The sequence below is a fragment of the Streptomyces colwelliae genome, from assembly GCF_048158785.1.
Classification (GTDB): domain Bacteria; phylum Actinomycetota; class Actinomycetes; order Streptomycetales; family Streptomycetaceae; genus Streptomyces.
The window spans coordinates 1-22461 of sequence record NZ_JBLTJC010000164.1; the positions used below are offsets into that span (position 1 = coordinate 1).

The 22461-nt window shown below is 70.1% G+C and carries 25 protein-coding genes and 3 pseudogenes; 8 read left to right on the forward strand and 20 right to left on the reverse strand.

The window, feature by feature from the left end; genetic code table 11:
* Positions 1-56 precede the first annotated feature (56 nt).
* Complete coding sequence (locus ACNFOC_RS29540; protein WP_416962120.1) at positions 57-1238, forward strand: cytochrome P450; 1182 nt, start codon at positions 57-59, stop codon at positions 1236-1238.
* A 54-nt stretch (positions 1239-1292) separates the two neighbouring features.
* On the opposite strand, the gene ACNFOC_RS29545 is transcribed toward ACNFOC_RS29540, so the two are convergent.
* Positions 1293-1787: a MarR family winged helix-turn-helix transcriptional regulator gene (locus ACNFOC_RS29545; protein ID WP_416962121.1), complete on the reverse strand. Its 495-nt coding sequence runs from the start codon at positions 1785-1787 to the stop codon at positions 1293-1295.
* A gap of 143 nt (positions 1788-1930) precedes the next feature.
* Here ACNFOC_RS29545 and ACNFOC_RS29550 point away from each other — a divergent pair, with 143 nt between their 5' ends.
* Positions 1931-3220, forward strand: coding sequence for a multidrug effflux MFS transporter (locus ACNFOC_RS29550; protein ID WP_416962122.1), 1290 nt, complete (start codon positions 1931-1933; stop codon positions 3218-3220).
* 133 nt (positions 3221-3353) lie between these two features.
* Here ACNFOC_RS29550 and ACNFOC_RS29555 read toward each other — a convergent pair whose 3' ends face one another.
* From ACNFOC_RS29555 to ACNFOC_RS29565, 3 genes are read right to left on the reverse strand one after another with little or no spacing between them, the layout of a single operon-like run.
* Positions 3354-3596 (reverse strand): tautomerase family protein, encoded by a 243-nt coding sequence (locus ACNFOC_RS29555; RefSeq protein ID WP_416962123.1) that lies wholly within the window; start codon positions 3594-3596, stop codon positions 3354-3356.
* A 29-nt stretch (positions 3597-3625) separates the two neighbouring features.
* Positions 3626-4537 (reverse strand): SDR family oxidoreductase, encoded by a 912-nt coding sequence (locus tag ACNFOC_RS29560; RefSeq protein WP_416962124.1) that lies wholly within the window; start codon positions 4535-4537, stop codon positions 3626-3628.
* Positions 4538-4586: 49 nt separating this feature from the next.
* Entirely contained in the window at positions 4587-5372 is a 786-nt protein-coding gene (locus ACNFOC_RS29565) for an SDR family oxidoreductase (RefSeq protein ID WP_416962125.1), read from the reverse strand.
* A gap of 161 nt (positions 5373-5533) precedes the next feature.
* Here ACNFOC_RS29565 and ACNFOC_RS29570 point away from each other — a divergent pair, with 161 nt between their 5' ends.
* Positions 5534-6442: an MmyB family transcriptional regulator gene (locus ACNFOC_RS29570; RefSeq protein WP_416962126.1), complete on the forward strand. Its 909-nt coding sequence runs from the start codon at positions 5534-5536 to the stop codon at positions 6440-6442.
* A gap of 58 nt (positions 6443-6500) precedes the next feature.
* On the opposite strand, the gene ACNFOC_RS29575 is transcribed toward ACNFOC_RS29570, so the two are convergent.
* From ACNFOC_RS29575 to ACNFOC_RS29620, 10 genes are all read right to left on the reverse strand, one after another.
* Entirely contained in the window at positions 6501-7184 is a 684-nt protein-coding gene (locus tag ACNFOC_RS29575; protein ID WP_416962127.1) for a GNAT family N-acetyltransferase, read from the reverse strand.
* Positions 7185-7258: 74 nt separating this feature from the next.
* Positions 7259-7699: a cupin domain-containing protein gene (locus ACNFOC_RS29580; protein ID WP_416962128.1), complete on the reverse strand. Its 441-nt coding sequence runs from the start codon at positions 7697-7699 to the stop codon at positions 7259-7261.
* Positions 7696-8484 carry a cysteine hydrolase family protein gene (locus ACNFOC_RS29585; RefSeq protein ID WP_416962129.1) on the reverse strand — a complete coding sequence of 263 codons (789 nt, stop codon included), beginning with the start codon at positions 8482-8484 and terminating at the stop codon, positions 7696-7698. Before ACNFOC_RS29585 ends, ACNFOC_RS29580 begins: the two co-directional genes overlap by 4 nt.
* Positions 8481-10082 carry an amidase gene (locus ACNFOC_RS29590; RefSeq protein WP_416962130.1) on the reverse strand — a complete coding sequence of 534 codons (1602 nt, stop codon included), beginning with the start codon at positions 10080-10082 and terminating at the stop codon, positions 8481-8483. The genes ACNFOC_RS29585 and ACNFOC_RS29590 overlap by 4 nt, the downstream gene beginning before the upstream one ends.
* Positions 10079-11158: an acetamidase/formamidase family protein gene (locus tag ACNFOC_RS29595; protein ID WP_416962131.1), complete on the reverse strand. Its 1080-nt coding sequence runs from the start codon at positions 11156-11158 to the stop codon at positions 10079-10081. Before ACNFOC_RS29595 ends, ACNFOC_RS29590 begins: the two co-directional genes overlap by 4 nt.
* Before the next feature lie 62 nt (positions 11159-11220).
* Positions 11221-12021 carry a creatininase family protein gene (locus tag ACNFOC_RS29600; protein WP_416962132.1) on the reverse strand — a complete coding sequence of 267 codons (801 nt, stop codon included), beginning with the start codon at positions 12019-12021 and terminating at the stop codon, positions 11221-11223.
* A 15-nt stretch (positions 12022-12036) separates the two neighbouring features.
* A complete protein-coding gene (locus tag ACNFOC_RS29605; protein WP_416962133.1) occupies positions 12037-12888 on the reverse strand; it encodes an ABC transporter permease in 852 nt (283 codons plus the stop codon).
* On the reverse strand, positions 12885-13670 hold the full coding sequence (locus ACNFOC_RS29610) for an ABC transporter ATP-binding protein (protein ID WP_416962134.1): 786 nt from the start codon (positions 13668-13670) through the stop codon (positions 12885-12887). The genes ACNFOC_RS29605 and ACNFOC_RS29610 overlap by 4 nt, the downstream gene beginning before the upstream one ends.
* Positions 13671-13701: 31 nt before the next feature.
* Positions 13702-14784: an ABC transporter substrate-binding protein gene (locus ACNFOC_RS29615; RefSeq protein ID WP_416962135.1), complete on the reverse strand. Its 1083-nt coding sequence runs from the start codon at positions 14782-14784 to the stop codon at positions 13702-13704.
* A 38-nt stretch (positions 14785-14822) separates the two neighbouring features.
* Positions 14823-15524, reverse strand: coding sequence for a FadR/GntR family transcriptional regulator (locus ACNFOC_RS29620; protein WP_416962136.1), 702 nt, complete (start codon positions 15522-15524; stop codon positions 14823-14825).
* 328 nt (positions 15525-15852) lie between these two features.
* On the opposite strand from ACNFOC_RS29620, the gene ACNFOC_RS29625 reads away from it, so the two are divergent.
* Complete coding sequence (locus tag ACNFOC_RS29625) at positions 15853-16422, forward strand: hypothetical protein (RefSeq protein ID WP_416962137.1); 570 nt, start codon at positions 15853-15855, stop codon at positions 16420-16422.
* Between the two features lie 92 nt (positions 16423-16514).
* Here the strand turns inward: ACNFOC_RS29625 and ACNFOC_RS29630 are convergent.
* The 3 genes and pseudogenes from ACNFOC_RS29630 to ACNFOC_RS29640 form a co-directional block, all read right to left on the reverse strand.
* A pseudogene (locus ACNFOC_RS29630) lies at positions 16515-16768 on the reverse strand (transposase family protein); the annotation flags it as partial.
* A 34-nt stretch (positions 16769-16802) separates the two neighbouring features.
* Positions 16803-17459 (reverse strand): DUF6082 family protein, encoded by a 657-nt coding sequence (locus tag ACNFOC_RS29635; protein WP_416962138.1) that lies wholly within the window; start codon positions 17457-17459, stop codon positions 16803-16805.
* Between the two features lie 389 nt (positions 17460-17848).
* A complete protein-coding gene (locus ACNFOC_RS29640) occupies positions 17849-18289 on the reverse strand; it encodes a VOC family protein (RefSeq protein WP_416962139.1) in 441 nt (146 codons plus the stop codon).
* A 470-nt stretch (positions 18290-18759) separates the two neighbouring features.
* Here ACNFOC_RS29640 and ACNFOC_RS29645 point away from each other — a divergent pair, with 470 nt between their 5' ends.
* Entirely contained in the window at positions 18760-18906 is a 147-nt protein-coding gene (locus tag ACNFOC_RS29645; RefSeq protein ID WP_416962140.1) for a winged helix-turn-helix transcriptional regulator, read from the forward strand.
* Between the two features lie 420 nt (positions 18907-19326).
* Positions 19327-20037, forward strand: a complete 711-nt coding sequence (locus tag ACNFOC_RS29650) for a DUF4232 domain-containing protein (protein WP_416962141.1) — start codon at positions 19327-19329, stop codon at positions 20035-20037.
* A 51-nt stretch (positions 20038-20088) separates the two neighbouring features.
* Here ACNFOC_RS29650 and ACNFOC_RS29655 read toward each other — a convergent pair.
* Both ACNFOC_RS29655 and ACNFOC_RS29660 read right to left on the reverse strand, forming a co-directional pair.
* Positions 20089-20202: pseudogene (locus ACNFOC_RS29655) on the reverse strand (AMP-binding enzyme); the annotation flags it as partial.
* Between the two features lie 6 nt (positions 20203-20208).
* A complete protein-coding gene (locus ACNFOC_RS29660; RefSeq protein WP_416962142.1) occupies positions 20209-20709 on the reverse strand; it encodes a CGNR zinc finger domain-containing protein in 501 nt (166 codons plus the stop codon).
* Between the two features lie 88 nt (positions 20710-20797).
* On the opposite strand from ACNFOC_RS29660, the gene ACNFOC_RS29665 reads away from it, so the two are divergent.
* Together ACNFOC_RS29665 and ACNFOC_RS29670 are read left to right on the forward strand one after the other, a co-directional pair.
* A complete protein-coding gene (locus tag ACNFOC_RS29665) occupies positions 20798-21445 on the forward strand; it encodes a hypothetical protein (protein ID WP_416962143.1) in 648 nt (215 codons plus the stop codon).
* A 55-nt stretch (positions 21446-21500) separates the two neighbouring features.
* Positions 21501-21641: pseudogene (locus ACNFOC_RS29670) on the forward strand (alpha/beta fold hydrolase); the annotation flags it as partial.
* Positions 21642-21652: 11 nt separating this feature from the next.
* On the opposite strand, the gene ACNFOC_RS29675 reads toward ACNFOC_RS29670, so the two are convergent.
* A complete protein-coding gene (locus ACNFOC_RS29675) occupies positions 21653-22309 on the reverse strand; it encodes a response regulator (RefSeq protein WP_416962144.1) in 657 nt (218 codons plus the stop codon).
* Between the last annotated feature and the right edge of the window lie 152 nt (positions 22310-22461).

Here is a 22461-nt window from a genome sequence, read left to right on the forward strand (position 1 = left end):
GCCCGATTGTTAGCCTCGGGCATGGTCTGTTTCCCTCTGCCCCGTGATGGATCGTGATGAGTACGGTCGCCGCCGCGTCCTTCCCGGTCGGTGCCGGGACCACGCTTGCCGAGCTCGCGTTGGATCCGCATCCACGGCTGGCGCGGCTTCGTGAGAGTGAACCCGTGTCCTGGTTGCCGGAGTTGGGCGGTTGGCTGGTCACCCGGCGGGACCTCGCGCTGAGCGTGATGCGGGACGCGGTCACCTTCACCGTGGACGATCCGCGCTTCTCCACCGCCCAGGTCGTCGGCCCGAGCATGCTGTCCCTCGACGGGGAACGGCACGCCCGCCACCGCGAACCCTTCACCGCACCCTTCCGTCCCCGCGAAGTACGGGACGGCTTCGCCTCGTTCATCGAGCGCGAGACCGACCGGCTCGTCACCGAACTGCGGCCGGCGGGCGCCGGTGAACTGCGACGCGCCTTCGCGGGCCCGCTCGCGGTCGCCGTCGTCACCGAGGCGCTCGGGCTGACCGGCACCACCCCGGACACGGTCCTCTCCTGGTACGACGCGATCGTACGGTCGGTCTCGGACATCACCGCCGGCCACGAGGCGGGAGCCGCCGGCACCAAGGCGTACGCGGAACTGCGCGCCTCCGTCGAAGCCACCGTCGCGGACCAGGGCGGAGCATCGCTCCTCGGCTCGGCCGCCGGACAACTGACCGTGCCCGAAGTGGCCTCCAACGCCGCCGTGTTGATGTTCGGCGGCATCGAGACGACCGAGGCGATGATCACCAACGGACTGCTGCACCTACTGCGCCACCCCGACCAACTCGCCCTCGTCCAGGCCGACATGGGCCTGCTGGACGGTGCGATCGAGGAATCGCTGCGCCTCGAACCCGGTGCCGCCGTCGTGGACCGCTATGCCACGAAGGACACCGTCCTCGGCACGGCCACGATCCGCGAGGGCGACCTCGTCACCGTCTCCCTCACCGGCGCCAACCGCGACCCGGCCGTCTTCCCCGACCCCGACCGCTTCGACGTCCGCCGCGAGAACGCCCGCCTCCAACTCGCGTTCGCCCACGGCCCGCACTACTGCCTCGCCGCACACCTCGCCCGCCTGGAGACCCGCATCGCCCTCCGGTACCTCCTCGAACGCCTCCCCGCCCTGCGCCTCGACCCGGACCACCCGACCGCCCCGCACGGCCTGGTCTTCCGCAAGCCGCCGACGCTGCACGTGCTGTGGGACGCCACGGTCTGACACGCCGACGGCCGGCGCGGCGAGTGCTGCTGGTGACTGTTCGTCAGGGTCCCTTCAGGCGCTGCCCACTTGGCGCTCCATGACCTCCACCAGGCGCCCCAGCGCACTCAGCACCTGGTCCCGGTCCTCGCCCAGCCCCGCCAACAGCTGTACCTCGGCGGAGAGTTGGCGCGGGAACAGGTCGTCCACGGCCTTGGCCCCGGCCGCCGTGATCGTCACCAGGGCGGCGCGCCGGTCGGCCGGGTTCGGGGTACGGGCGATGAAACCGCGTTTCTCCAGCTTGCCCAGGGCCTTGCTGACGCCCGCGCGGGACAGGCCGAGCCATTCGGCGAGGCGGCGGGCGATCACCGGGTCGGTGGCGTGTCGTAGGGGGATGAGCATGTCGACCTCGGGGGCGGTGAGCTCGGCGCCCGCGTAGAGGGGTTCGACGGCCCGGTTCAGGAGCCCGGTGGCGTGCTTGAGCAGGCCGATCAGCTCCATGGGGGAGGTGTCGAGGCCGGGATTGTTCTCGGTCCACTGGGTGCGGACATCGGCGGGGGAGGGCGACATGCGGCTCGTCTTCTCGCTTCCTGGATCGGGCCATCACGGGACTTCGAGGGCCTTCACGCGCTTGGGAAGGCCCCCACGGGCTGAGGAGGGCCTTCACCGGTCCGTCATTGTTAACCGGTGAACCATCGGTTACCGTTATGGTCATGGTATCGCCGTCCCCCTCAAGTCCCGCCGCCGCGCGCGCCACCGCACCGGCCGACTCCACCGACCCCTCGCGGCGCACAGCCGTCGCCCTGGTCGCCGTCCTCGCCGCGCTCACCGCGGTCGCCCCGCTCGCGACCGATATGTATGTCCCCGGTTTCCCCGCGATGGGGGACACGCTCGGGGCGAGCAGCTCGGCCGTACAGCTGACCATGACCGGGTTCCTGGCCGGACTCGTCGTCGGCCAGCTACTGATCGGCCCGCTCAGCGACAGCCTCGGCCGGCGCGGACTGCTGCTGTCCGGCACGACCGCGTTCACGGTCTTCTCCGTCGCCTGCGCCATCGCACCCAATATCGGGGTCCTCACCGGAGCGCGATTCCTCCAGGGCGTGTCGGGCGCGGCCGGTATGGTGCTGGCCCGCGCCGTACTGACCGACCGCTTCCAAGGGGCCGAACTACCGCGCTACTTCGCGGTCCTCTCCCAGATCATGGGCGTCGCGCCGGTCGCCGCACCGGTGCTCGGCGGGGCGATCCTCGCCGTGTCGACCTGGCGCGCGGTGTTCGTCGTACTGACCGTGATGGGCGGCCTGTTGCTGCTCGGTGTGATCCGCAAGGTCCCGGAGACCCTGCCGCCGGAGCGGCGGCACCCCGGCGGGATCACCAACACGTTCCGCGCGATGGGAGCGCTGCTGGGCCGCCGTACGTTCATGGGGTACGTCCTCGTCCTCGCGTTCATCTCGGCGGCACTGTTCGCCTACATCAGCGGCTCCAGTTTCGTCTTCGAGAACCTGCACGGAGTCTCGGCGACGACGTACTCCCTCATCTTCGCGAGCAACGCCGTGGCGATGCTCATCGCGGGCGCGGCCTTCTCCCAACTCGCGGGACGGGTACGGCTGAACAACCTCCTCGTGGGCGCGGTCGCCGTCGCCGCGGTCGGCGCGCTGGCCCAGGTGCTGCTGGTGCTGACGGTGGGGGAGACCCTCGCCGGTACCTGGATCACCCTGTTCATCACGGCCGGCGGCATCGGCATGGTCTTCCCGTCGACCCTGAGCATCGGCCAGGCCCTCGGCCGCAACGCTCCCGGCGCCGCCTCCGCCCTCCTCGGCGGCCTCCAGTTCCTGTTCGGCGCGCTCGCGGCGCCGCTGGTGGGGGTGTTCGGCGAGGACAGTTCCCTGCCGATGGCGGTGATCATGCTGATCGCCGTTGCGGCGGCGGGAGTTGCGCTGGTGGGGCTGGCCAGGCCTTGGGAGGGACAGGGGGAGCCGACAGCGACGGCGACGAAGACGGCGTAGCGACGGGAGATCCGTTCTCGGAGGCTCCGCCGGTCTCACCGACCCCCGGGACGAGTGAGGCTGTGTGGCGACGCTCGACCCGGGGGCCCTCTGCTTCAGGGGGGTTGCCCTGGCCCAATGACGGCCGGTGCGGTCAGGCGTCGTTGGTGTCGCCGGTGTCGGTCTGTGGCGCGTCGCCGCCGAGCATCGCGAGGGTCAGTACGTTGCCGGAGATGCCCCAGCCGCCGTCGGGGACCTCTTCGATCAGGACCATGGTGGTGGCGCGGGCGCGCTCGCCGTAGAGCTCGACGTACAGCTCGGTGGTGCGGGTGACGATCTCCTCCTTCTGCTTCGGGGTGAGGGTCTTCTCGAGGACCTTGAAGTTCGCGAAAGGCATGGTTGGTCGTTCTTTCTCTCAGGGGGGTGTCAGAGGGAACTGCCCGCGGTGAGCAGGCTGTCCAGTCCGATGCGGCGGAAGAAGTCGGCGCGGATGCGGTCGGCGACCGCGGAGGCGACTTCGCTGCCGTCTCGGCTGGGGTCTATGTGGGTGCGCAGCGGCCGGGTGCCGTGCTGCATCGCGACCAGTCGCGCGACGGCTTCGGCGACCTCGGTCACATCGGCGTCCGGAGGGATGAGTGCGGCCAGGCGCTTGCCCAGATCGCCCATGAGGGGTTGGTGACGCCGGTCGTAGGCGTCCGCACGGTCGACGTCGGCGGGGGTGCCCGCGTTGGCGAAGTGGCTGGTGCCGCTGGTGAACGCACCGGGCACCACGATCGCGGTGTCGATGCCGAACGGGAGCACCTCGGCGGCGTAACTGACGGCCAGGGCGTCCAGCGCGGCCTTGGCGGCGAAGTACGGGGCCAGGAACGGCGGGCAGCCGCCGCGGGTGCTGGAGCTGCCGATCCACACCAGCAGCCCCGAGCCCTGCTCACGCAACGTCGGCAGGGTGGCGCGGTTGACGCGCTGGGTGCCCAGAACGTTCACGTCGTACAGGTCGGCGAGCTGCTCGGTGGTGAACGCCTCGGCGGCGCCCAGGACCATGTGCCCGGCGTTGTGCACGACCACGTCCAGCCGGCCGCGCTCGGCGAGGATCCGGTCGACCGCGGCGTCGGCGGAGTCCTGGGAGGTGACGTCCAGCTCGATGGCGTGGACGTCGACCCGGTGGTCGGTGCCGTAGCGCGTCAGGTCGGCCGCCGCGGTCGCGTTGCGGGTCGCGGTCTGGCGGATGCCCGCGTACACGGTGTGACCGGCGCGGGCCAGAGCACGCACGGACAGTGCGCCGATGCCGCTGGAGGCCCCGGTGACGAGGATGACCTTCCCCGTTTCGTCGTTCGGCATGACAGGGCCTTTCGTTGATCGATGGGGTGACTGGCTGAGGGGGGCGGTCTCAGATGATTCCGCCGTTGGCGCGGATGACCTGGCCGTTGATCCAATGGCCGGCCGGGGAGGCCAGGAACGCGACGACCTCGGCGATGTCGGCCGGGGTACCGAGGCGCTCCAGCGGGGGCTGGGCGGCCAGGCGGGCGATGGTCTCCTCGTCCTTGCCGTCCAGGAACAGGTCGGTGGCCGTGGGGCCGGGCGCGACGGTGTTGGCGGTGACGTCCCGGCCCCGCAGCTCCCGGGCCAGGATCAGCGTCAGCGCCTCCACCGCGCCCTTGCTGGCGGCGTACGCGCCGTAGCCCGGGAAGGCCAGCCCCACCACGGACGTGGAGAACGTCACGATCGCGCCGCCGGGGCGCACCCGGCGGGCGGCCTGCTGGAGGACGACGAACGTGCCGCGGATGTTCGTGCGGTGCAGGTCGTCCAGGACGGCCAGGTCCAGCTCGGCGACCGGAGCGAGTTGCATCCGCCCGGCCGCGTGCACGACTACGTCGAGGCCACCGCCGAACTCTGCTTCGGCCGCGTCGAACAAGGCCGCGACGGCGTGTTCGTCGGCGACGTCCGCGCGCACCGCGATCGCCCGGCCGCCGCTGGTGACGGCCTCCTTCACGGCGGCTTCGGCCTCGTCCTGGTTGCCGACGTAGCCGACCACGACGGCATACCCGTCGGCGGCCAGCCGGCCGACGGTCCGGCGGCCGATGCCGCGCGAGCCGCCGGTGACGATCGCGACACGGGGCGAGGCGGAGGGCCGGGCCGAGGCAGCGGTCCCGCCGGGGGAAGTGGGGACAGGCATGGCTGACTCCTGTGATGGAGGGGGAGGGGCGGGCTACGGCCTTGCCGCTGCCCTGCTACGTCCTCCACGATCGGCCGGTCCCTCGTCCCTAGCCAGGGCTGCGTCTACCCAGGGGTTGCCACCCCCTGGCTGCGTTCTGGCGTACGAGCGACCATGGAGGGGTGAACCTTCCCGAACTCGGTGCCTTCCTCAGGACACGCCGCGACCGCATCCGCCCCGCCGAGGTCGGTCTCCCGCAAGGCCCCCGCCGGCGTGTCCCCGGGCTGCGCCGAGAGGAAGTCGCGCAGCTGGCAGGACTGTCGGCCGACTACTACACCGAGCTGGAACGCGGCGGCAGCGCGAAGAACGCCGTGCAGCCCTCGGCTCAGACCCTGGCCGCCCTCGCCCGCGCCCTGCGCCTGAACGGCGACGAGCGCGACCACCTGTTCCACCTCGCCGAGCGGCCGATCCCCCCGTCGGCACACGGACCATCGGCGCACGTGCAGCCCGCGCTCCTCGGACTCCTGGACCGGCTGTCCAACACCCCCGCGCGCGTCATCACCGACCTGCACGAAACCCTGGTGGAGAACGACCTGGCCCTGACCCTGCTCGGCAGGTCCCCGGCACAGCGCGGCCCGGCGGCGAGCCTCGTGTACCGCTGGTTCACCGACCCGCGGGCGCGCGAGATCTACCCGGCCGAGGACCACCCGCACCACTCCCGCGTGTTCGTGGCCGACCTCCAGGCGGCGGCCGCCCGGCGCGGCCGGGACGCGGAGGTCACGAAGATGGTCGCCGTGCTGCGCCGCCACAGCGAGGAGTTCGCGGCCCTCTGGGACACCCACGACGTCGCGGTGCGCCGCATGGACCACAAGAGGATCGTCCACCCGATGCTCGGCGTCATCGAACTCGACTGCCACAACCTCCTCAGCGAGGACGGACGGCAACGCCTGCTGTGGTTCACCGCCCCGCCCGGAAGCAGGGGAGCCGAGCAGCTGGAACTGCTGTCCGTCGTAGGGACCCAGGAGTTGAGTGCCACGGAGGGCATGGCACCGGGGAGGTTGTCGGCGACGGAATCCGGAGCGCAGCGCTGACCTGAGCCACAGCGGGAGGGCGGCGACGTCGTGGACCCTCCGCGTGATGGGACACGTCCTACCCGATGGCGGGAACCACCGGCCCCCGGGCGATCACGACGTCGGCTTTGTGGTGCCAGCCGAGGGAGGAGTAGAGGTGCTGGCCCTCCTCGCTGGCGATGAGAAGACCGGTACGGGCGCCCTGGGACACGGCGACCTCCGCCAGAGCGCTCATCATGGCGCGGCCCAGGCCGCGTCGGCGGTGCGCCGGGTCCGTCTCGATGCGATCGGCGATCGCGTCACCGCCGACCACGGCGATGGAGCCGCGCGCCGCCACCTCTCCGGAGCGGGAACGGAGGGAGACGACCGTGACCGGTCCTTCCGTGCGCACCTCGCACTCGTACGGCGTGGCAGGCGCGTGCCGCGGGTGCTCGGCCAGATCAGTCGTCATGAACCACTCCGACCGGTGGAGCAACTCCAGTCCGGCGGCGCCGACGACGGCCTCGACCCTGCGCGGGTGCAGCGTGGGCACGGTGAGCCAGGTGGTCTGCCGCGCGGCGGCGACGGCTGCCGCCAGCCGTGCCAGGGACCCGGGATCCTCGTCCGCACGCAGCGCGACCACTTCGACCTCGCGGCCGGGTTGCCCGCACTGGGACCGCAGGCCGTCCCCGGCGGGCTCGACCGGCTCGGCCTCGGGCAGCGAGCGGGCGACGGTCCAGCCGTTCAGCCAACGCCGTATCAGCCCTGATTCGATCTTCGTCACCCGGAGATTAGAGCATGACCGCAACCGGTGGGCCTGCGGACAACCGTCCCTCTGCCGTCCGCCGCCGCGGGTCCTCAGTGTCCGCGCAGCGTGGCCCGGTCGGTGTCGTCCCACTGGACCGGGGTGCCGGCGCCGACGAGTGCGGCGAAGCCGCCGGGCATGGCGCCGCCGTCCTCGGCCATGATCGTGACGGTGTACAGCCGCTCGGTGGCGGAGGTGTTCTCGATGCGGTGCACCGAGCCGGGCGGCAGGACGAGCACGTCGCCGGGTCCGATGGGTACGGAGTGTTCGTCGCTGTGGGCGATGCCGTGCCCGGTGAGGACGACGAAGATCTCCGTGGAGTCGGGGTGGGAGTTGTCGGGCTGCGCGCCGCCGGGTTCCCAGACCTCGTAGAAGACGCTGGCCGAGGATCCGTCGGCGGGTCCGGCCAGGAGGGCGAGCCGGACAGTGTCGGCCGGGGAGATCAACTGCGGTACGACCTGATCGAGTTGGCGCAGGGTCGGGGCGGTGCTCATGCGGGGTCCTCCTCGGAACGGTCGTCGGCGGTGTCCAGCGCGTCGAGGAGGTCGGGTGTGGCGGCGGTGAAGCCGTAGCACTGGCGGGTGTTGTAGATCGTCGCCTCGTGGCAGTACGGCGGCGACGTCGTGGCGGACGCGTCGGTGAGCATGACGACGTCGTAGCCGAGGCAGGCGGCGTCGATGAGCGTGGCGTACACGCACTGGTCGGAGTTGACCCCGGCGAAGATCAGCGTGTCCACGCGGAGGTTGCGCAGGATGCTGTCCAGGGGTGTGTCCCAGAAGCCGCTCATGCGGTACTTGTCGACGTGGATGTCCCGCTCCTCGGCGACCAGGCCGTCCACGAGGGCGGCGCCCCAACTGCCCTTCGTGAGAACGCTCGAATCGGTGCCGGGTGTGCGGGAGCCGATGCCCTCGCCGGTGCCCGAGGGGTCGTAGACGTGTGTCACGCCCGGTGGGAGGTTGGCCTGGTCGGGGCGGTTGCCCCAGTTCAGCCAGATCACGGGGAGGTCGGCGGCGCGGGCCGCCGACACGGCCTGTGCGCTCAGTTCGACCGCCGTTGCGAGCACCGACACGTCCACGCCGATGCCGGCCAGCCAGCCGCCCGGGGCGCAGAAGTCGTTCTGAAGGTCCACGACGACCAGGGCGGTGCGGGACGGATCGAGGACGACCGGGGTGGGCTCGGCACGCAACTCCGCCGAACGGGACGGTAGTTCGGGTCGGTGCAGGTCGATGTGCGGGCCGGGGAACCGCCAGCGGTTGCGGTGGCGGGGGAGGGCGGTCATGCGGGGGTCTCCAGTGCGGTGGCGAGGGCGAGCAGGCCGTGGTCGGTTCCCGGGGCGCCGAGCAGGCACAGGCCCGCCGGGCGGCCGTCGGCGGACCGCAGCAGGGGCAGTGACAGAGCGGGCGCGCCGGCGAGTCCGGCGAGACAGGTCATCCGGAGCGTCGCCGCGCGCTCGGCCTCGATCTGTTCCCCCGACGCGCTGCGGGCCGGTGCGGGGCCGGAGGCCGAGGGAATGACCAGGACGGCGCCCGCGAGCCACTCTCCGAGCTGTTCGCGTGCCGCGGCCGTCAACTCCCTTGCGGCCGACGCCTGTTCGTCACTGATCCCGGATGCCTGAGCGAAGCGGGTGGCCACGTCGGGGCCCAGCGCGCCCGGGTGCGCGCTGATCCACTCGCCGTGGGCCCGCCATGCCTCCGACGCCTGCACGGTGCGGAACGCGGTGAACCAGCGCTCCAGCACGTCCCGTGGCAGGTCCACGGTTTCGGCCGGCGGTAGTTGTCCGGCCCCGGTCAGTTCCTCGACGGCGGTCGTGAACGCGTCCCGCACGTCTGCCCGGGCCAGGGCTTCGACCTCGGGCAGCCGGACGGTACGGCCCACGGGCACGGCCCCGTGACTGTCGGCGGGGAGCAGGGTCCGGGCGACGGCGGCGGAGGTGCGTACGTCCCGGGTCAGCCAGCCGACGGTGTCGAAGGACCGGGCCAGGGGCAGGACACCGGCGGTGCTGATCGCGCCGTGCGTGGTGCGCAGACCGAGCAGGCCCTGGTACGAGGCGGGGACCCGGATGGATCCGGCGGTGTCGGTGCCGAGCCCGACCACCGCCTGTCCGAGGGCCACGGCGCTCGCCGGGCCGCTGCTGGACCCGCCGCTGACGCAGCCGGGCGCGGCCGGGTTCGGCGGGGTTCCGTAGTGCGCGTTGGTGCCGGCGAGGCTGTAGGCGAACTCGTCGGTGCGCGCGATGCCCACCACGTGTGCTCCGGCGGCCAGCAACGCCCTTACGGCGGGGGCCGATTGGAGCTCCGGGCGCTGTTCGGCCAGCCATGCCGGGACACCGGCGCCGACGGGCTGCCCGGCGACCGCGAACAGATCCTTCACGGCGACACCGATGCCGTCCAGCGGCCCTTGAGCGTCAGCGGCCACCAGCGGATCGCCGATCGCCCGCCAGACGGTCGTGTCGAAGGGAGCCGCCGGACCGGCCGGTTTCGGCGCCACGGGCAGGCTCACATGCGCGGCGGCGACCGTCCAGCGGCCATCGGTCAGACGCCACAACTGCGTCTGCAGCCCGGTCGCCTCACCGTCTTCGGTGCGCGCCATCAGCAGTACGGCGTCGTCGGCGACCACCTGTACATGCAGCTGGGCGACTCGCCGCGTGGGGATCCTGGCGCGCGCGGACCGGAATCCGGCGATCGCCTCATGGCCGACGAGCAGCGCCTGCCCGTCGCCCCGGAGGGTGTGCGGGCCGGGCATGAACAACTCGTCGAGCGTGTCCCGGTCGTTGGCCAGCAGAGCCGTGTCGTAGCGCCAGAACGCCTCCAGCAGACCCGGGGGTGTCCCCAAGGGCGCGATCACCTGGCACTCTTCGTTCTTCTCGGGCCCGCTCATCGCCATGCCCGTCCTTCCACCCGTGCGAAATCGGAGAGTCGTATCCGGGCGTGTACGCCCTTGACCACGTCGACCACCTGGGAGATGTCGAAGTCGGTCGCCGCGCTGAGATAGGCGTACGCCAGCTCGTGGTCCATGCCGAAGGAGGCCCGCAGAAGTTCCAGCGCGTTGCGCGCGCACTTGGCGACCGCCTCATCGAGGTCGGTGTCCAGGCCGGTCGGTACGAGAAGGTCCGCAGTCCGCGCTATCGGGCCGCGTGCGTCACCGAACAGTTCGGCGGCGCGTTGCCGGGGGATCACGTCGATCGTCAGGGTGGCGCGCAGCGGTGCCTCCAGTGCCGTCAGCGAGATCTCGCCGTTGCCCTGGGCGAAGTGCGGGTCGCCGACGTAGAAACCGGCGCCGGGCACCTGGACCGGCAGGTACAGGGTGCTGCCCGCTCGCAGCAACGAGATGTCGATGTTCCCGCCGTGTTCGCCGGGCGGAGTGGAGTGCAGTCGCGCTGATCCGGGGGTGGCGACGCCCATCAGGCCGAGGAACGGCGCGATCGGGAAACGTACGACGCGTTCGGCGGAGCCGGCCGTGAGCGGCAGGGCGGCCTGCGGGGCGGAGACGCCGTCGTCCGCGTCGAGCACCGGGCAGAAGATGCTCGTCAGTGGTCCGTCGACGGGGAAGACACCTGGCAGGAGGCCCTTGTTGTGCCGGCTGGAGATCACGCCGTAGGCCGTGCGGGGCACCAACTCGTCGACCTGGATGGCGAGATAGTCGCCAACCGCCGCGCCCCGTACCTCGATCGGGCCGGTGACGACATGCGGCCCGTCGGCCGGGGTGTGGGTGCCGTGGGCGGCGATCGCGACGGCGTCGGCCAGGACGTCGTGGCCGGGGACACCGTGGCCGGCGAAGAAGGCGACCGGGTCGCGGCCCTGGTCCTCCAGGATGCCTTCGTGGCTGACGGTGTCGATGGAGACCTGCTCGCCCGGATCGACGGTGAGTACGGGTGCGTCTTCGGCGCAGGGCAGACGGCCCCACAGCGTCGTCGACACCGTGGCACCGAGGTGCTGGCGTGCCGCGGTCGTCATCGTTCCTCCAAGTGCCTTTGCTTCCAGCTGCCTCGACGGTCCTGCCGGGGTGAGCGGCGTACTCACCGGGCGGTTCCGTCCAGGGCCGGGAACGCGAACGCCTGGACCTCCAGCAGCGCTTCGGCCAGCAGCTCCGTCCAGTGCCCGACGATCCGCTTGCCGATGTCCGCGGCGGCTCCCGCGGGGTCGCCGACGACACCCGAGGCGGAGACGTCGTCGATCAGCCACGCGGTGGGCACCGCGCCCTCCAGCGTGAGGTGCCGCTGCGCCGCGTACAGTTCGCCGACCCGCAGACCGTCGGCAACTGCCTTGTCCAGACGGACGAGTTCGGGCGCCAGGGCCAGCATCAACGACGTCTCGACGAAACCGCCGTGGATACCGAACGGGTCCGGGTCCTCGACCCCGTCGGGCAGCGGGAACCGCGACGGCATGACCGGGAACACCTCCAGGCCGAAGTGGTGGCGGATGTCGCGGGCGACCACGTCGAGCAGGCTCGGCTGCCCGCCGTGCCCGTTGACGAAGACGAGCTTGCGCACACCGCTCCTGGACAGCGACTCACCGAGGTCCATGCACATGGCCTGCAACGTCGCCGTCGACATCGCGATCGTGCCCGCCCGACCGAGGTGTTCGGTGGACTTCCCGTAGTGCAGGGTCGGCAGGACCCACATGTTGGATGCCCCGCCCAGCCGCTCCACGGCCGTACGGGCGACGACCTCGGCCACCAACGCGTCGGTGACCAGCGGTAGATGGGGCCCGTGCTGCTCCACCGCGCCGATCGGCTGGATCGCCACGGCACTGTCCTTCGCGAGGCCCCGGACGTCCTCGGTGGTCAACTCGGCCCACAGGTAAGGGTGCTTGCTCACGATGACGACTCCTCGCTATTCGTCGGTCGGCAGCACGGACTCGTGCCACTTGCCGAGCAGATACCTCTCGACCAGGACGACGACCCCGAACAGCAGCAGCGACACGACGCTCGCGCCGATGACCGCCAGGAACAGCTGAGGGGTGCGCAGTTGCACCGCGCTCTCGGTGATGACGTATCCGAGGCCGCCCGCGCCACCGCCGACCCCCGCCACGAACTCACCGACGATCGCCCCGATCACCGATGCGCCCGCGGCCACCCGCAACCCGGTCAGGATCGCCGGCAGCGCCCCCGGCAACCGCAGGAACAGCAACTGCACCCTGGGCGGCGCCCCCGCCATCGTGTAGAGCTGCACCAGATTGCGGTCGACCGACTTGAGACCCTGGAGGGTGTTGGCCGCCACCGGGAACAGCGCGATCATGGCCGCCACCAGCGTGTTCGTCGCTATCCCCGGACCGAGCCAGACCACGAACAGCGGCGCCACCGCCACGATCGGGACCGTCTGAAGCAGGATCAGATAGGGGTAGAGGCTGCGTTCCATCAGCCGCCAGCGCGCCATCACCAGCGCACTGAGCACCCCCACGAAGGCCGCGATGACAAAGCCCAGCACGGACTCGCGCAGCGTCACCCAGGTCGGTTCGCCGAGGGTGCCGAACTCGTCGGTGACGGTGCTCGCCATCGTCGCCGGCGAGGGCAGCATGTACCCGGGCACGCCGAAGATGACGATCACCAGCTGCCACAGACCCACGCCCACCGCGAACGCGCCGAGTGGGGGCAGTACGGTCCTCACCGCCAACGAGCGCCACCGCCGCGCCGGTTGTCGCGTGGAGGCCGCCTTCGGCAGTTCCGGGGCGTCGAGCACCGTCATATCCCGGCACCTCCCAGCATCGTCGAGATCTCGGTACGCAGCTCCCGCAGCGCCTTGTCGTCACGCGCGGTCTTCGGGTCGGCCGTGGGCGGGCTGGGGGAGCGGAAGACCTGCTTGAGATGGCCCGGACCGGTCCCCATCACCGCGATCTGATGCCCGAGCCGGACCGCCTCGGGGATGGAGTGCGTGACGAACATGACGGTGACCTGGCGGGTGTGCCACAGGCTGATCAGTTCGGCGCCCATCTTTTCCCGGTTGAACTCGTCCAGCGCCGCGAACGGCTCGTCCATCAGCATCAGTTCGGGCTCGCTGGTCAGCGACCGGGCCAGCGACGCGCGCATCTTCATGCCCCCGGACAGCTCGCGCGGATACGCCTTCTCGAACCCGCGCAGACCGACCAGGTCGATGGCGTCCTGAGCACGTTGTCGGCGTTCCTGCCGGGGCACGCCCTGGAGTCTGGCGACCAGTTCGACGTTGGCCCTGACCGACCGCCACGCCAGCAGGGTCGGGTCCTGGAAGACGTACGACATCCGCTCGGTGCGCCGGGCCAGGCTGCCGTTCGTCGGTGCGGTCAGGCCGGCCGCCATCCGCAGCAGCGTGGACTTGCCGCACCCCGACGGGCCGACCAGCGCGGTGATCTCCGCGCGTGGCAGGCGCAGCTCGATGGGGGCCAGCGCCCGGAAGCCGCTGCTGTAGACCTTGTCCGCCCCGTCGAACGAGACCAGCGGATCGGTACCGACCACCTGCTCCTCGACACGGTTCTCCACGGGGACTGCACTCATACTGCGTCGCTCCTTCCGGGCGTTCACGGCATCAGTAGGAACCGGCCGGCGCCGCGGGCAGCGTGGTGGGTGCCGGGACCTCGGGCAGCAGCGACGAGTCGTAGAGGTCGCTCGCCTTCGGCGTGCTCTTGAGCTGGCCGAGCTGCTTCATCTGGTCGATGAACGTCGTCCAGCGCTGCTGCGTCATGGCGCCGAGCTGCTGCTTGCCGTCGCCTGCGACCACGTACTTGCGCTGCTTGTCCCAGGCGAACCAGGCGGCCTGCGAGGTCAGTTGGCTGTTCGCCTTGAGGATGGCGGCGTTGGCCGTCTTGGCGACCGACACCTTGCCCATGTAGTCCTGCCAGCCCTGCATGCTCGCCGCGAGGAAGTCGGCCAGCTCCTTGCGGTGGCTCTTCAGATAGGACTCGGAGGTGAAGAAGATGTCGTTGTACGGGTTGAACCCGGACGTGGAGAACGGAACGAAGTTGACCTTCACCCCGGCCTTCTCGGCCGTGTACGCCTCGTTCGTGGGCCAGCCCTGCTGGACCAGGCTGTCCTTCTTCAAGAAGTTCGCGATGGAACCTTGGTACGCCTGGGTCGAGAACGTGATGCCGGTCTTCTTCTTGACCCACTCCGGACCGAGCTGACCGGTCTGCACCACCCAGGTCTTGCCGCCCATACCGGCGAACGACGTGATGCCGGTGCTGGCGTGCACCATCACGCCCACCGGGTTGTCCTGGTACAGGGCGCCGATCGCGACGACCGGGATGCCCTGCTCGCGTGCCTGGATGAGACCGGCCGCGTCGGTGAACCCGACCTGGGCACGGCCCGCCGCGACGAGTTGGGTGGCCGACACCTGCGGCCCGCCGGATTGCAGGGTGACGTCGAGGTTCTTGGACTTGTACAGCCCCTCCGACTTCGCCGCGAAGAAACCGCCGCCCTCGGGATCGGCGTACCAGGGGAGAACGAGCTTGAACGCCTTCGCCCCGCCCCCCGACGCGGAGGACGACGCGCTGCTGCTGCCGCACGCCGACACCGCGACGAGGGCCAGCGCCGTGGCACTCATGACGGATGCCTTCACGACAGATGTCTTACGGAACAGGCGCAGCCGTATGAACTGGGATCGGGATCTCATGGGTCGCTCATTTCGCGGAAGTGGCTGGTGGAGCCGGTTCAGAACGAGGGGTAGCTGCCCCTCGTCAGATTCGCGACGTCGGCGAGATGCGCCAGCATCGCGTCTCGGGCCGCGGCGCCGTTGCCGCTCCGTACTGCGTCGAAGATCAGCTGATGCCCGTGGTGCGAGGACCGGCGGGCCTCGGCGGTCTCGTGCGAGAACGAACGCACGGACTCCGTCCAGCTGTTGGCGAGGGAGTTGAGGGCCACCATCAACGGGTTCTGCGATGCCTGGGCCAGCAGCATGTGGAAGGTGATGTCGGCCTTCAGCGACTCCTCCGGCGACAACTCGCGGCCGCTCGTCTCCAGCACCTGCTCAAGGGCGTACAGGGTCGCTGCCGTCGCACGCTCGGCGGCCAGTTGCGCGAACTTCGGCTCGATCGTCTCGCGCAGTTCGGCGACATCGCGCAGCGTCCGCTCGGACTCCGACATCTCCCCGTACAGCGCCTGCGCGTGAGAGGGCACCTCCAGCACGATCGTGCCCCGCCCCGGCCGGCGCTCGATCATCCGCTTGGCCTCCAGCTCGTGCATCGCCTCGCGCAGCGACACCCGCGAGACCTTCAGCGCCTGCGCCAGTTCACGCTCCGGCGGCAGCTTGGTGCCCGGCTCCAGAGAACCGCTGCTGATCAGCGTCTCGATGTGAGCGACGATCTCGGAGCTCACACTCAACGACCGACGCACGAACGCGTCGAACCCGTCCAAGGATTTCCCTCCCCTGGTCCACCTACGGTCAGCTGGTCTGACCAACTGATGATGTGAACCGTAAGGACCGGTCCGGCACCGGGGAACCCCTCCAAGCGCTTGGCAACCAGACGTTTACGCAGGTCACATCGGCGAAACATCGGCGGCGCCGTGGCGGCTACGACGACGGCCGGCGGTGGACCGGAGGTGCCGTAGCCGGTCCTGGCGGGGCGTCAGGCGCTGAGGCGATGGGTATGCCGCACGGTGCCGAGAAAGCGATGGTTGTGAATGCGGCCGAGAAGACTGTCCGGATGGTCTTTCGTCGCGGACGGTCGTGGGTGGGGGAAATATGGATACGGCTTTGTGGCTCACTGCGTTGACGGGTCTGGGCGGTGTCGGACTGGGCGGTCTGCTGTCCTTCCGGACGCAGGAGCGAGGGCGGCTTCATCAGGAACGTCAGGCGTGGCGAGAGACGCGGCGCCTGACATATGGGGCCCTGGTGAGTGCGGTGAGACAGTATCGCCTGCACGTGTTGGACCCCCGTGCATCCGTCGAAGTTCGGATACACGCGAATGGGCAACGCCTTGTTCCCATCCTGGATGCCGCAGGTGTCAAGTACCAGGAATTAATGGAGGCCTCGCACACTGAAGTCAACCTTGTGGCGCGGGGCGGCGAGGTGATCGATGCGGCTCACGTCCTCACCACGATGGCTCGCCGTGTGGCGGTCGCTCGCCGTATCTACGGGGTGGAGAGTGTTCCGGTTGCTTTTGACGGTCACTATTTCAGGGCCGAGCGTGCGTTCGTAAATTCCGCACGCCGCGACCTTGAGTTGCCCGAAGAGCAGATGGGCCGTCTGCCGGATATTGTTTCGGAAATCGATTCCGACCTTATGGAAGCGTTTCGGGAGGGAGGTGAATAGCTTGAACCCGGGCCTGGAATGGCTCGCGTTGGCCGGCGAGGCCAGTGGTCGGTGCTGATACTTGCTGTGTGCCTTCAGTGCGGGATATCGGCGTCGATGATCCGTTCCGCCGCCGAATTCGAGACGCTGAACAGCGGAGTCGGCTGGCGCATCGTCACGTTCGTAGGCCAGTAGGCCGCGACCAGCAGTACCCGGTCCTCCAGGGGAGGACTCCAAGGCCGCCCCGGTGAGCCGTGTTGGCGCCCTGACCCCGCAGTGCGGCCACCGACCTGCCGAATTGACACGTACTCAATCCGGAGAACGGGGTTGTCCAAGACGGCTCCGACGCCGTAGTCACGTCAGCCACACCATGGTCATCTCGCCCGCGGTCGACGCAGGCCCTAGCGTCGGCTGCGCAGGAGCGATCCGAGCGCCAGGCCGGTGCCCAAACCGATCAGAGCGCCGACCGAGGTCCGCCAGGCGGGCGACACCCCCGCGACGGGCACGGGCACAGTAGGCGGGCTGGGAGCAATGGGCGAGCGGGTCGGCGGTCCGGAAGCGACCGCGCGAGCGTGCTCCTCGCTCACGATGGTCAGGAAGCGACGGCCGACACGGCTTCCGGACGAACTGGCGATCCACGAGGTGTGAGACCTGCTCCAGTAGTGCCGCCCAGCCTCTCCGGTGAACATCCCGGCGAGCATGTCCCGCAGCAAACCCTCGCGAATGGTCCCGATCTCGAAGCCCATCCACGCGTAGTTCATCATGAGGTCGGCATAGACATGCCGCTTCTGCTCGTGCGGATCGGCAATGTCCGTGGCGCCCCAAACAGGCTGGAAGAGCGCCATGTCGTCAAGTTCCAGGCGGGCCAACTCGAGGTAGTAGCTGCGGATCCCCTGGACCTGGTCCGCCCTGGCCTGCCGGTTCTGCACGATCAGGGAAACGGCGACGCCGGCCAACGCCAGTGCCGAGACGATCGCCGACGTGAATCCGTACGCCGCGCCGATCTGACTCAGCCTGTTCCAGTTCACGCCCTCGGAGCCCGAGATCTCGTCCAGCACGAGAGGCGACAACAGGACCACCGTCAGCGCAACCGTCGCGGCGGCGACTAGCCCCAGAACTCTGCCTACTCGGCGAGCCACCGATGCTGCGTTCGCGGACCCATGACGAAGTATCAGGTCAACCACCCCCCAGGCGAGCCTGCCCCAGTGACTAGGCCGAGCCTGGGGCAGCCTACTTCCAGCCGAGGTGCTCGACATCGCCCGCCTCCGCTGCCTGACCCTCGCCGGACAGGTGGGCGGTCCCCTGCCGGACCGACCACAGCCGCGTCAATCCGAAGATCATTTACGGGGCCGGCCTTAGCGTTCTACTACCGTCTCGGGTGTCTGATCGGGCGGTTCAGAGCCTCGACCGTCTCGTTCGTTCGGCTGCAAGGTTCGGTTCCTTCTTCTCAGCGCAGTTGCTCGGCCAGTCCGACGATGATGCCCTCCGGGCCGCGCACGTAGCAGAGCAGGTAGCTGTCCTCGAACCGGGCGATCTCGCCGAGGAGTTCGGCGCCGTGCGGGCGCAGTCGGGCGACGGTGTCCTTGAGATCGTCGACGGCGAACATGACGCGGTGCGTGCCCAGGATGTTGTGCGGCCGATTGCGCGGCCCGTCGCTGGTCGCCGCGGGGCTGCGGTACTTGGCCAGTTCGAGCCGGCTGTGGCCGTCCGGGGTCCGGACCATCGCGATGTCACAGCGGACGCCGTCGAGTCCGGTGCACTGGTCGGCGACGAGGCCTTCGACCTGCGCCCGGCCCTCCAGTTCCATCCCGAGTTCCACGAAGAACGCGATGGCGGCGTCCATGTCCTCGACGACGATGCCGACGTTGTCCATCCGCTGAATCGCCATGATGGTTTCTCCTTCTTCCCCGTGCTTCCTTGTGCGGCCGGTGGTGGCCGCTGATGTCCCTGGGACGGAGCCGGTGGCACGTTCTCGACATCCTCGGACCACCGAACTCCGAGAAATCTGGTTCGCGCCTCAGCGCCGCTGCGGCAGACCCGCGAGCTGGGCGCCGCCACCGGGGGAACGCGGCGCAGGTGGCCGCTCCTGTGAAGACGATCAGCCGCAGCGTGCCGTCCCCGCCTTCAGTCAGTGCTTCCTCGACGATTCGCAGCGTATTCGGGACGAACTCGCACCTGGCGACACCAGGGCGGCGGGTTGGCCGATGCGTCCCAGACCTCCTCTGTTTGGGTGGAGTCGATGGGCGGGCTGTTGATCGTCGCCCCTGTTTCCGTGTTGGTCGCATGGCGTGGGTGTGCGGAGGCCTGGGCCTTGGCGGCAGCCCGATCTGGTCTCCGCCGAACAGGCCGCGGCCCGGCGTGACTTCCAGCCGCCCCCCTGCAATCCCCCGTCGCTTCCGCAAGCTGGGCCGCATCGTCGGTGTCTCGGAAGCCACCGTCCGGCGCCGTCTGGAAGCGCTGCGGCAGGCGGGCATCCTGACCATCAGGGCTGTCGTCGAGCCGTAGCAACTCGGCCTGCCGGTCGAGGTCATCGTTGGCGTACCGGTTCGGTGAACTCCGCACTGCTCAGTGGTAGTTGGACTCGTCGTATGTCCATCGGGGGGCGTTCGCTCGGGCGGGACGAGGAAGGCGGGGGATCGGTTGTGGTTCGTGGGTCACGGGTCTGTCCCAACGGACGGTTGCCGCGGAAAGGTGTGCGGCGGTGGTGGGAACCCTTGTGCCGGCTGGCCGGTGGCATGTTCCGGCGCGGTGTTTCCGGTGGTGGTGCGCGTTGTGGCCGGTGGTGTGTGTAACAGGAATGTCCTACGCGGTGGTTGTGCGGAACGGTCGACCCGGTCGGGCCGCTCTTGATGATCAGAAACGCCCGCTCGTACTGACCTGTACCGAGCGGCCGGCACTGACACCACCGATTCTGAGGACGAAACGATGCGCGTTCACAAGCTCACCTTCGCCGCCCTGGCCGTCGCCGCCGGTCTCTCGCTCACGGCCTGCCAGAACGGCGACGCCGGCGCGGGACAGAGCGACGCGTCGTCCACGCCCACGGCGTCGTCCGGGTCCAACGCGTCGTCCTCGGGCGGCAGTTCGGACGCGGGCAGTTCGGAGCAGGGTGGCGCGAAGGCCTCCACGGGGACGAGCTCCGGCGGGTCGAGCTCTGGTGGGTCGAGCTCCGGCGGTACGGGTACGGCTGCCGGTACCGGTTCCGACGCGAACGCCAAGGTCGGCAAGTGCCGCACCGACGAGCTGGAGATCACGGCGAAGGACAACACCATCGACGGCGATCCCGACGGCACCGTCGTGGTCGAGTTCACGAACGGCGGTGGCCGGGACTGCACGATCTCCGGGTACGCGGGGGTCGACCTGAAGACCAACGCGGGGTCCCTGTCCGCGAAGCGCACCGGTCAGCAGGCCACTTCGACCATTCTCAAGAACGGCAAGTCGATCGACTTCCCCGTCAACTACCCGTTCAACAAGTCGGGCGGCTCCGGCGTCCGCATCACCGGACTGGTGGTCACCCCGCCGAACGAGACGAAGTCGGTCACCCTCAACTGGCCGGGCGCCGCCACCCTCCCCGTCACGGACGGCTCCGGCTCCTCCGTGACGGTCGGCCCGGTCGGAAGCGCCGGCCAGGGCGGCTGACCCGCACGCAGACCCCGGCAGTTCGTCCACGTCGGCGCCGGCGCCCTGCTTGAGGGCCGGCAGCGCGGTGATTTCCTTGCCGTGGGTGGGATGCGGTACGCCGATGACGCCGGCCTCGGCTACTGCCGGATGCTGGTGGTTCTGCCGGCGACGACTCCGTAGCAGCCTCCGCTAGGAGTTCTTCGCCGCCCGGGCCCGATAGGCCGCCACCGTCGTCCGGCTCGCGCACGCGTTGGAGCAGAACCGGCGCGTGCGGTTCCGTGACTGGTCCACGAAGTAGTTTCCGCACCCGGTGGCGGCGCACCGTCCGAGTGTCACCGTCGGGTCCCCGGCCGCGACCAGGGCGAGTTTGGCGGCGATCAGCTGGCCGAGCCAGCGCTTGGCCGGGGTGCCGTTGCGGCTGAAGTGGATGTGCCAGCCGTCGTGGCCGTCGTGGTCGGACAGGTGCATTTCCGGTGGATAGTCGCGCAGCAGGCGGTGCACGGCTTCGGGGGCGGCGCCGTCGACCGATTCCGCCAGGGCCGTGCGCACGAGGTCTGGCAGCTCGCCGTAGTCGCCGCCCGGAGGCGGAGTGACCTCGTGTTCCGTGAAGAACGCGGCGACCAGTTCGCCGTGTTGATCGAGGGTCCCGGTGTTGGCCAGCTCGACAGCCAGCCGCGCCACGTTCCCCATGTAGTCATCGTATTGCACTTGACCGCCTACATCGCCGTTTCTTATCGTAGGCGCCATGCTAACTGACGCCACCTACATTGCCCGTCGCTTGCAGCTGCTCGGGGAGTGGGACGCCGCGCTCGCCGTCCTGGGTCCGGACGCCGAGCCCGAACTGCGCGCGGAGATCGCCGTCGACCGCTGGTTCTTCCGGATCGAGGGTCACGAGGAGGCCGAGAAGGCGGTCGCGGCGCTGGATCCCGCGTCGCCGACCGCGCATCTGCTCGGGGCCCGACTGGCCTACAGCCGCCTGCTGTTCCGGCGCGAACCCCGCGCCGACGACCGTGCGGTGGCCGAGGCCGGCTACCGGGCGGCGGCGGAGAGCGGCGACGAGAAGACGCGCGCTTGGGCCGAGTACCACTGGGCCGTTCTGCTGGACAACATCGACGAGGACCCGGCCGGCGCCATCCCGCTCTACGAGACGGCCCTCGAGGTCGCGACGAAGTCCGGTGACGGCTACTTCGAGTCCTACATCATCCGGCACCTCGCACCGCACAAGGAGCCCGCCGAGCGGATCGCGATGCTGCGCCGCTCACTCAACTTGCGCGCCGCGCTCGGCGCCCGACCTCAGACGGTCGCGGCGCAGGCCCTCCTCGCCGACAACCTCCCCGAGGACGACCCCGAGCGCGCCGAGCTCCTGGAGGTATCCCGCCCAGGTGCGGAAGAGCTGCGCATCGGCTGGCTCCTGTCCGAGGACTGACCCGCCGGGTCCTCCGGCCGGCCAGGGCGATCGACCCTGGCCGAGCCGCGCCATCCTCTCCCAGATGCTGCGGATGGCCAACGCCTACCCGGACGCGGTCGTACGGATCGTCGACGCCGGGCACGAACTGCCCGTGGAGAAACCGGCCGAACTCACCGCGCTGATCGGCGAGCTCGTGACCGCGCCGACGGCCTGAGGGACAGGACCTCAAGCCGGCCGTACCAGCCCCGCGTCGTACGCGAAGATCACCGCCTGGACCCGGTCCCGGGCGCCGATCTTGGCGAGGATGCGGCTGACGTGGGACTTGACGGTGGACTCGGCGAGGCACAGGCGGTCGGCGATCTCGGTGTTGCTCCAGCCGGCCGCCATGACGGTGAGCACCTCGCGTTCGCGGTCGGTGAGGGCGTCCAGGCGGCGGTCCTGCTCGGGGGTGCGGCCCGGCATCCGGTCGGCGAAGGCGTCGATGAGCTTGCGGGTCAGGCCGGGGGAGATGACGGCGTCCCCGGCGGCCACCGCGCGGATGCCCGCGACGAGTTCCTCGGGCAGCGCGTCCTTGAGGAGGAAGCCGCTGGCCCCGGCGCGCAGCGCGGCGTACGCGTACTCGTCGAGGTCGAAGGTGGTCAGCACCAGAACGCGGGAGCGGCCGCCGGACTGCACGATCCGGCGGGTGGCCTCGATGCCGTCCATGCCGGGCATGCGGACGTCCATCAGGACGACGTCGGGGCGGAGTTCGGCCGCCAGCCGCACCGCCTCGACGCCGTGCGTGGCCTCGCCGACGGTGCTCAGGTCGGGGTACTGCTCGATGAGCATGCTGAAGCCGAGGCGTTGCAGGGCCTGGTCGTCGACGATGAGGACGGTGGTCATGCCGGGTGCTTCTCCGTGAGGTCGGGGGTCCCAACCATCCCCCTTGCGATACGTCCAGACGCCTTCCCAATAGCAGTAGCCCAACCCCTTGTTGCCGGGCACGTTCGCCATCAGGTCCGCCACCGTCCGCAGCCACGCCGACTGGCCGGCCG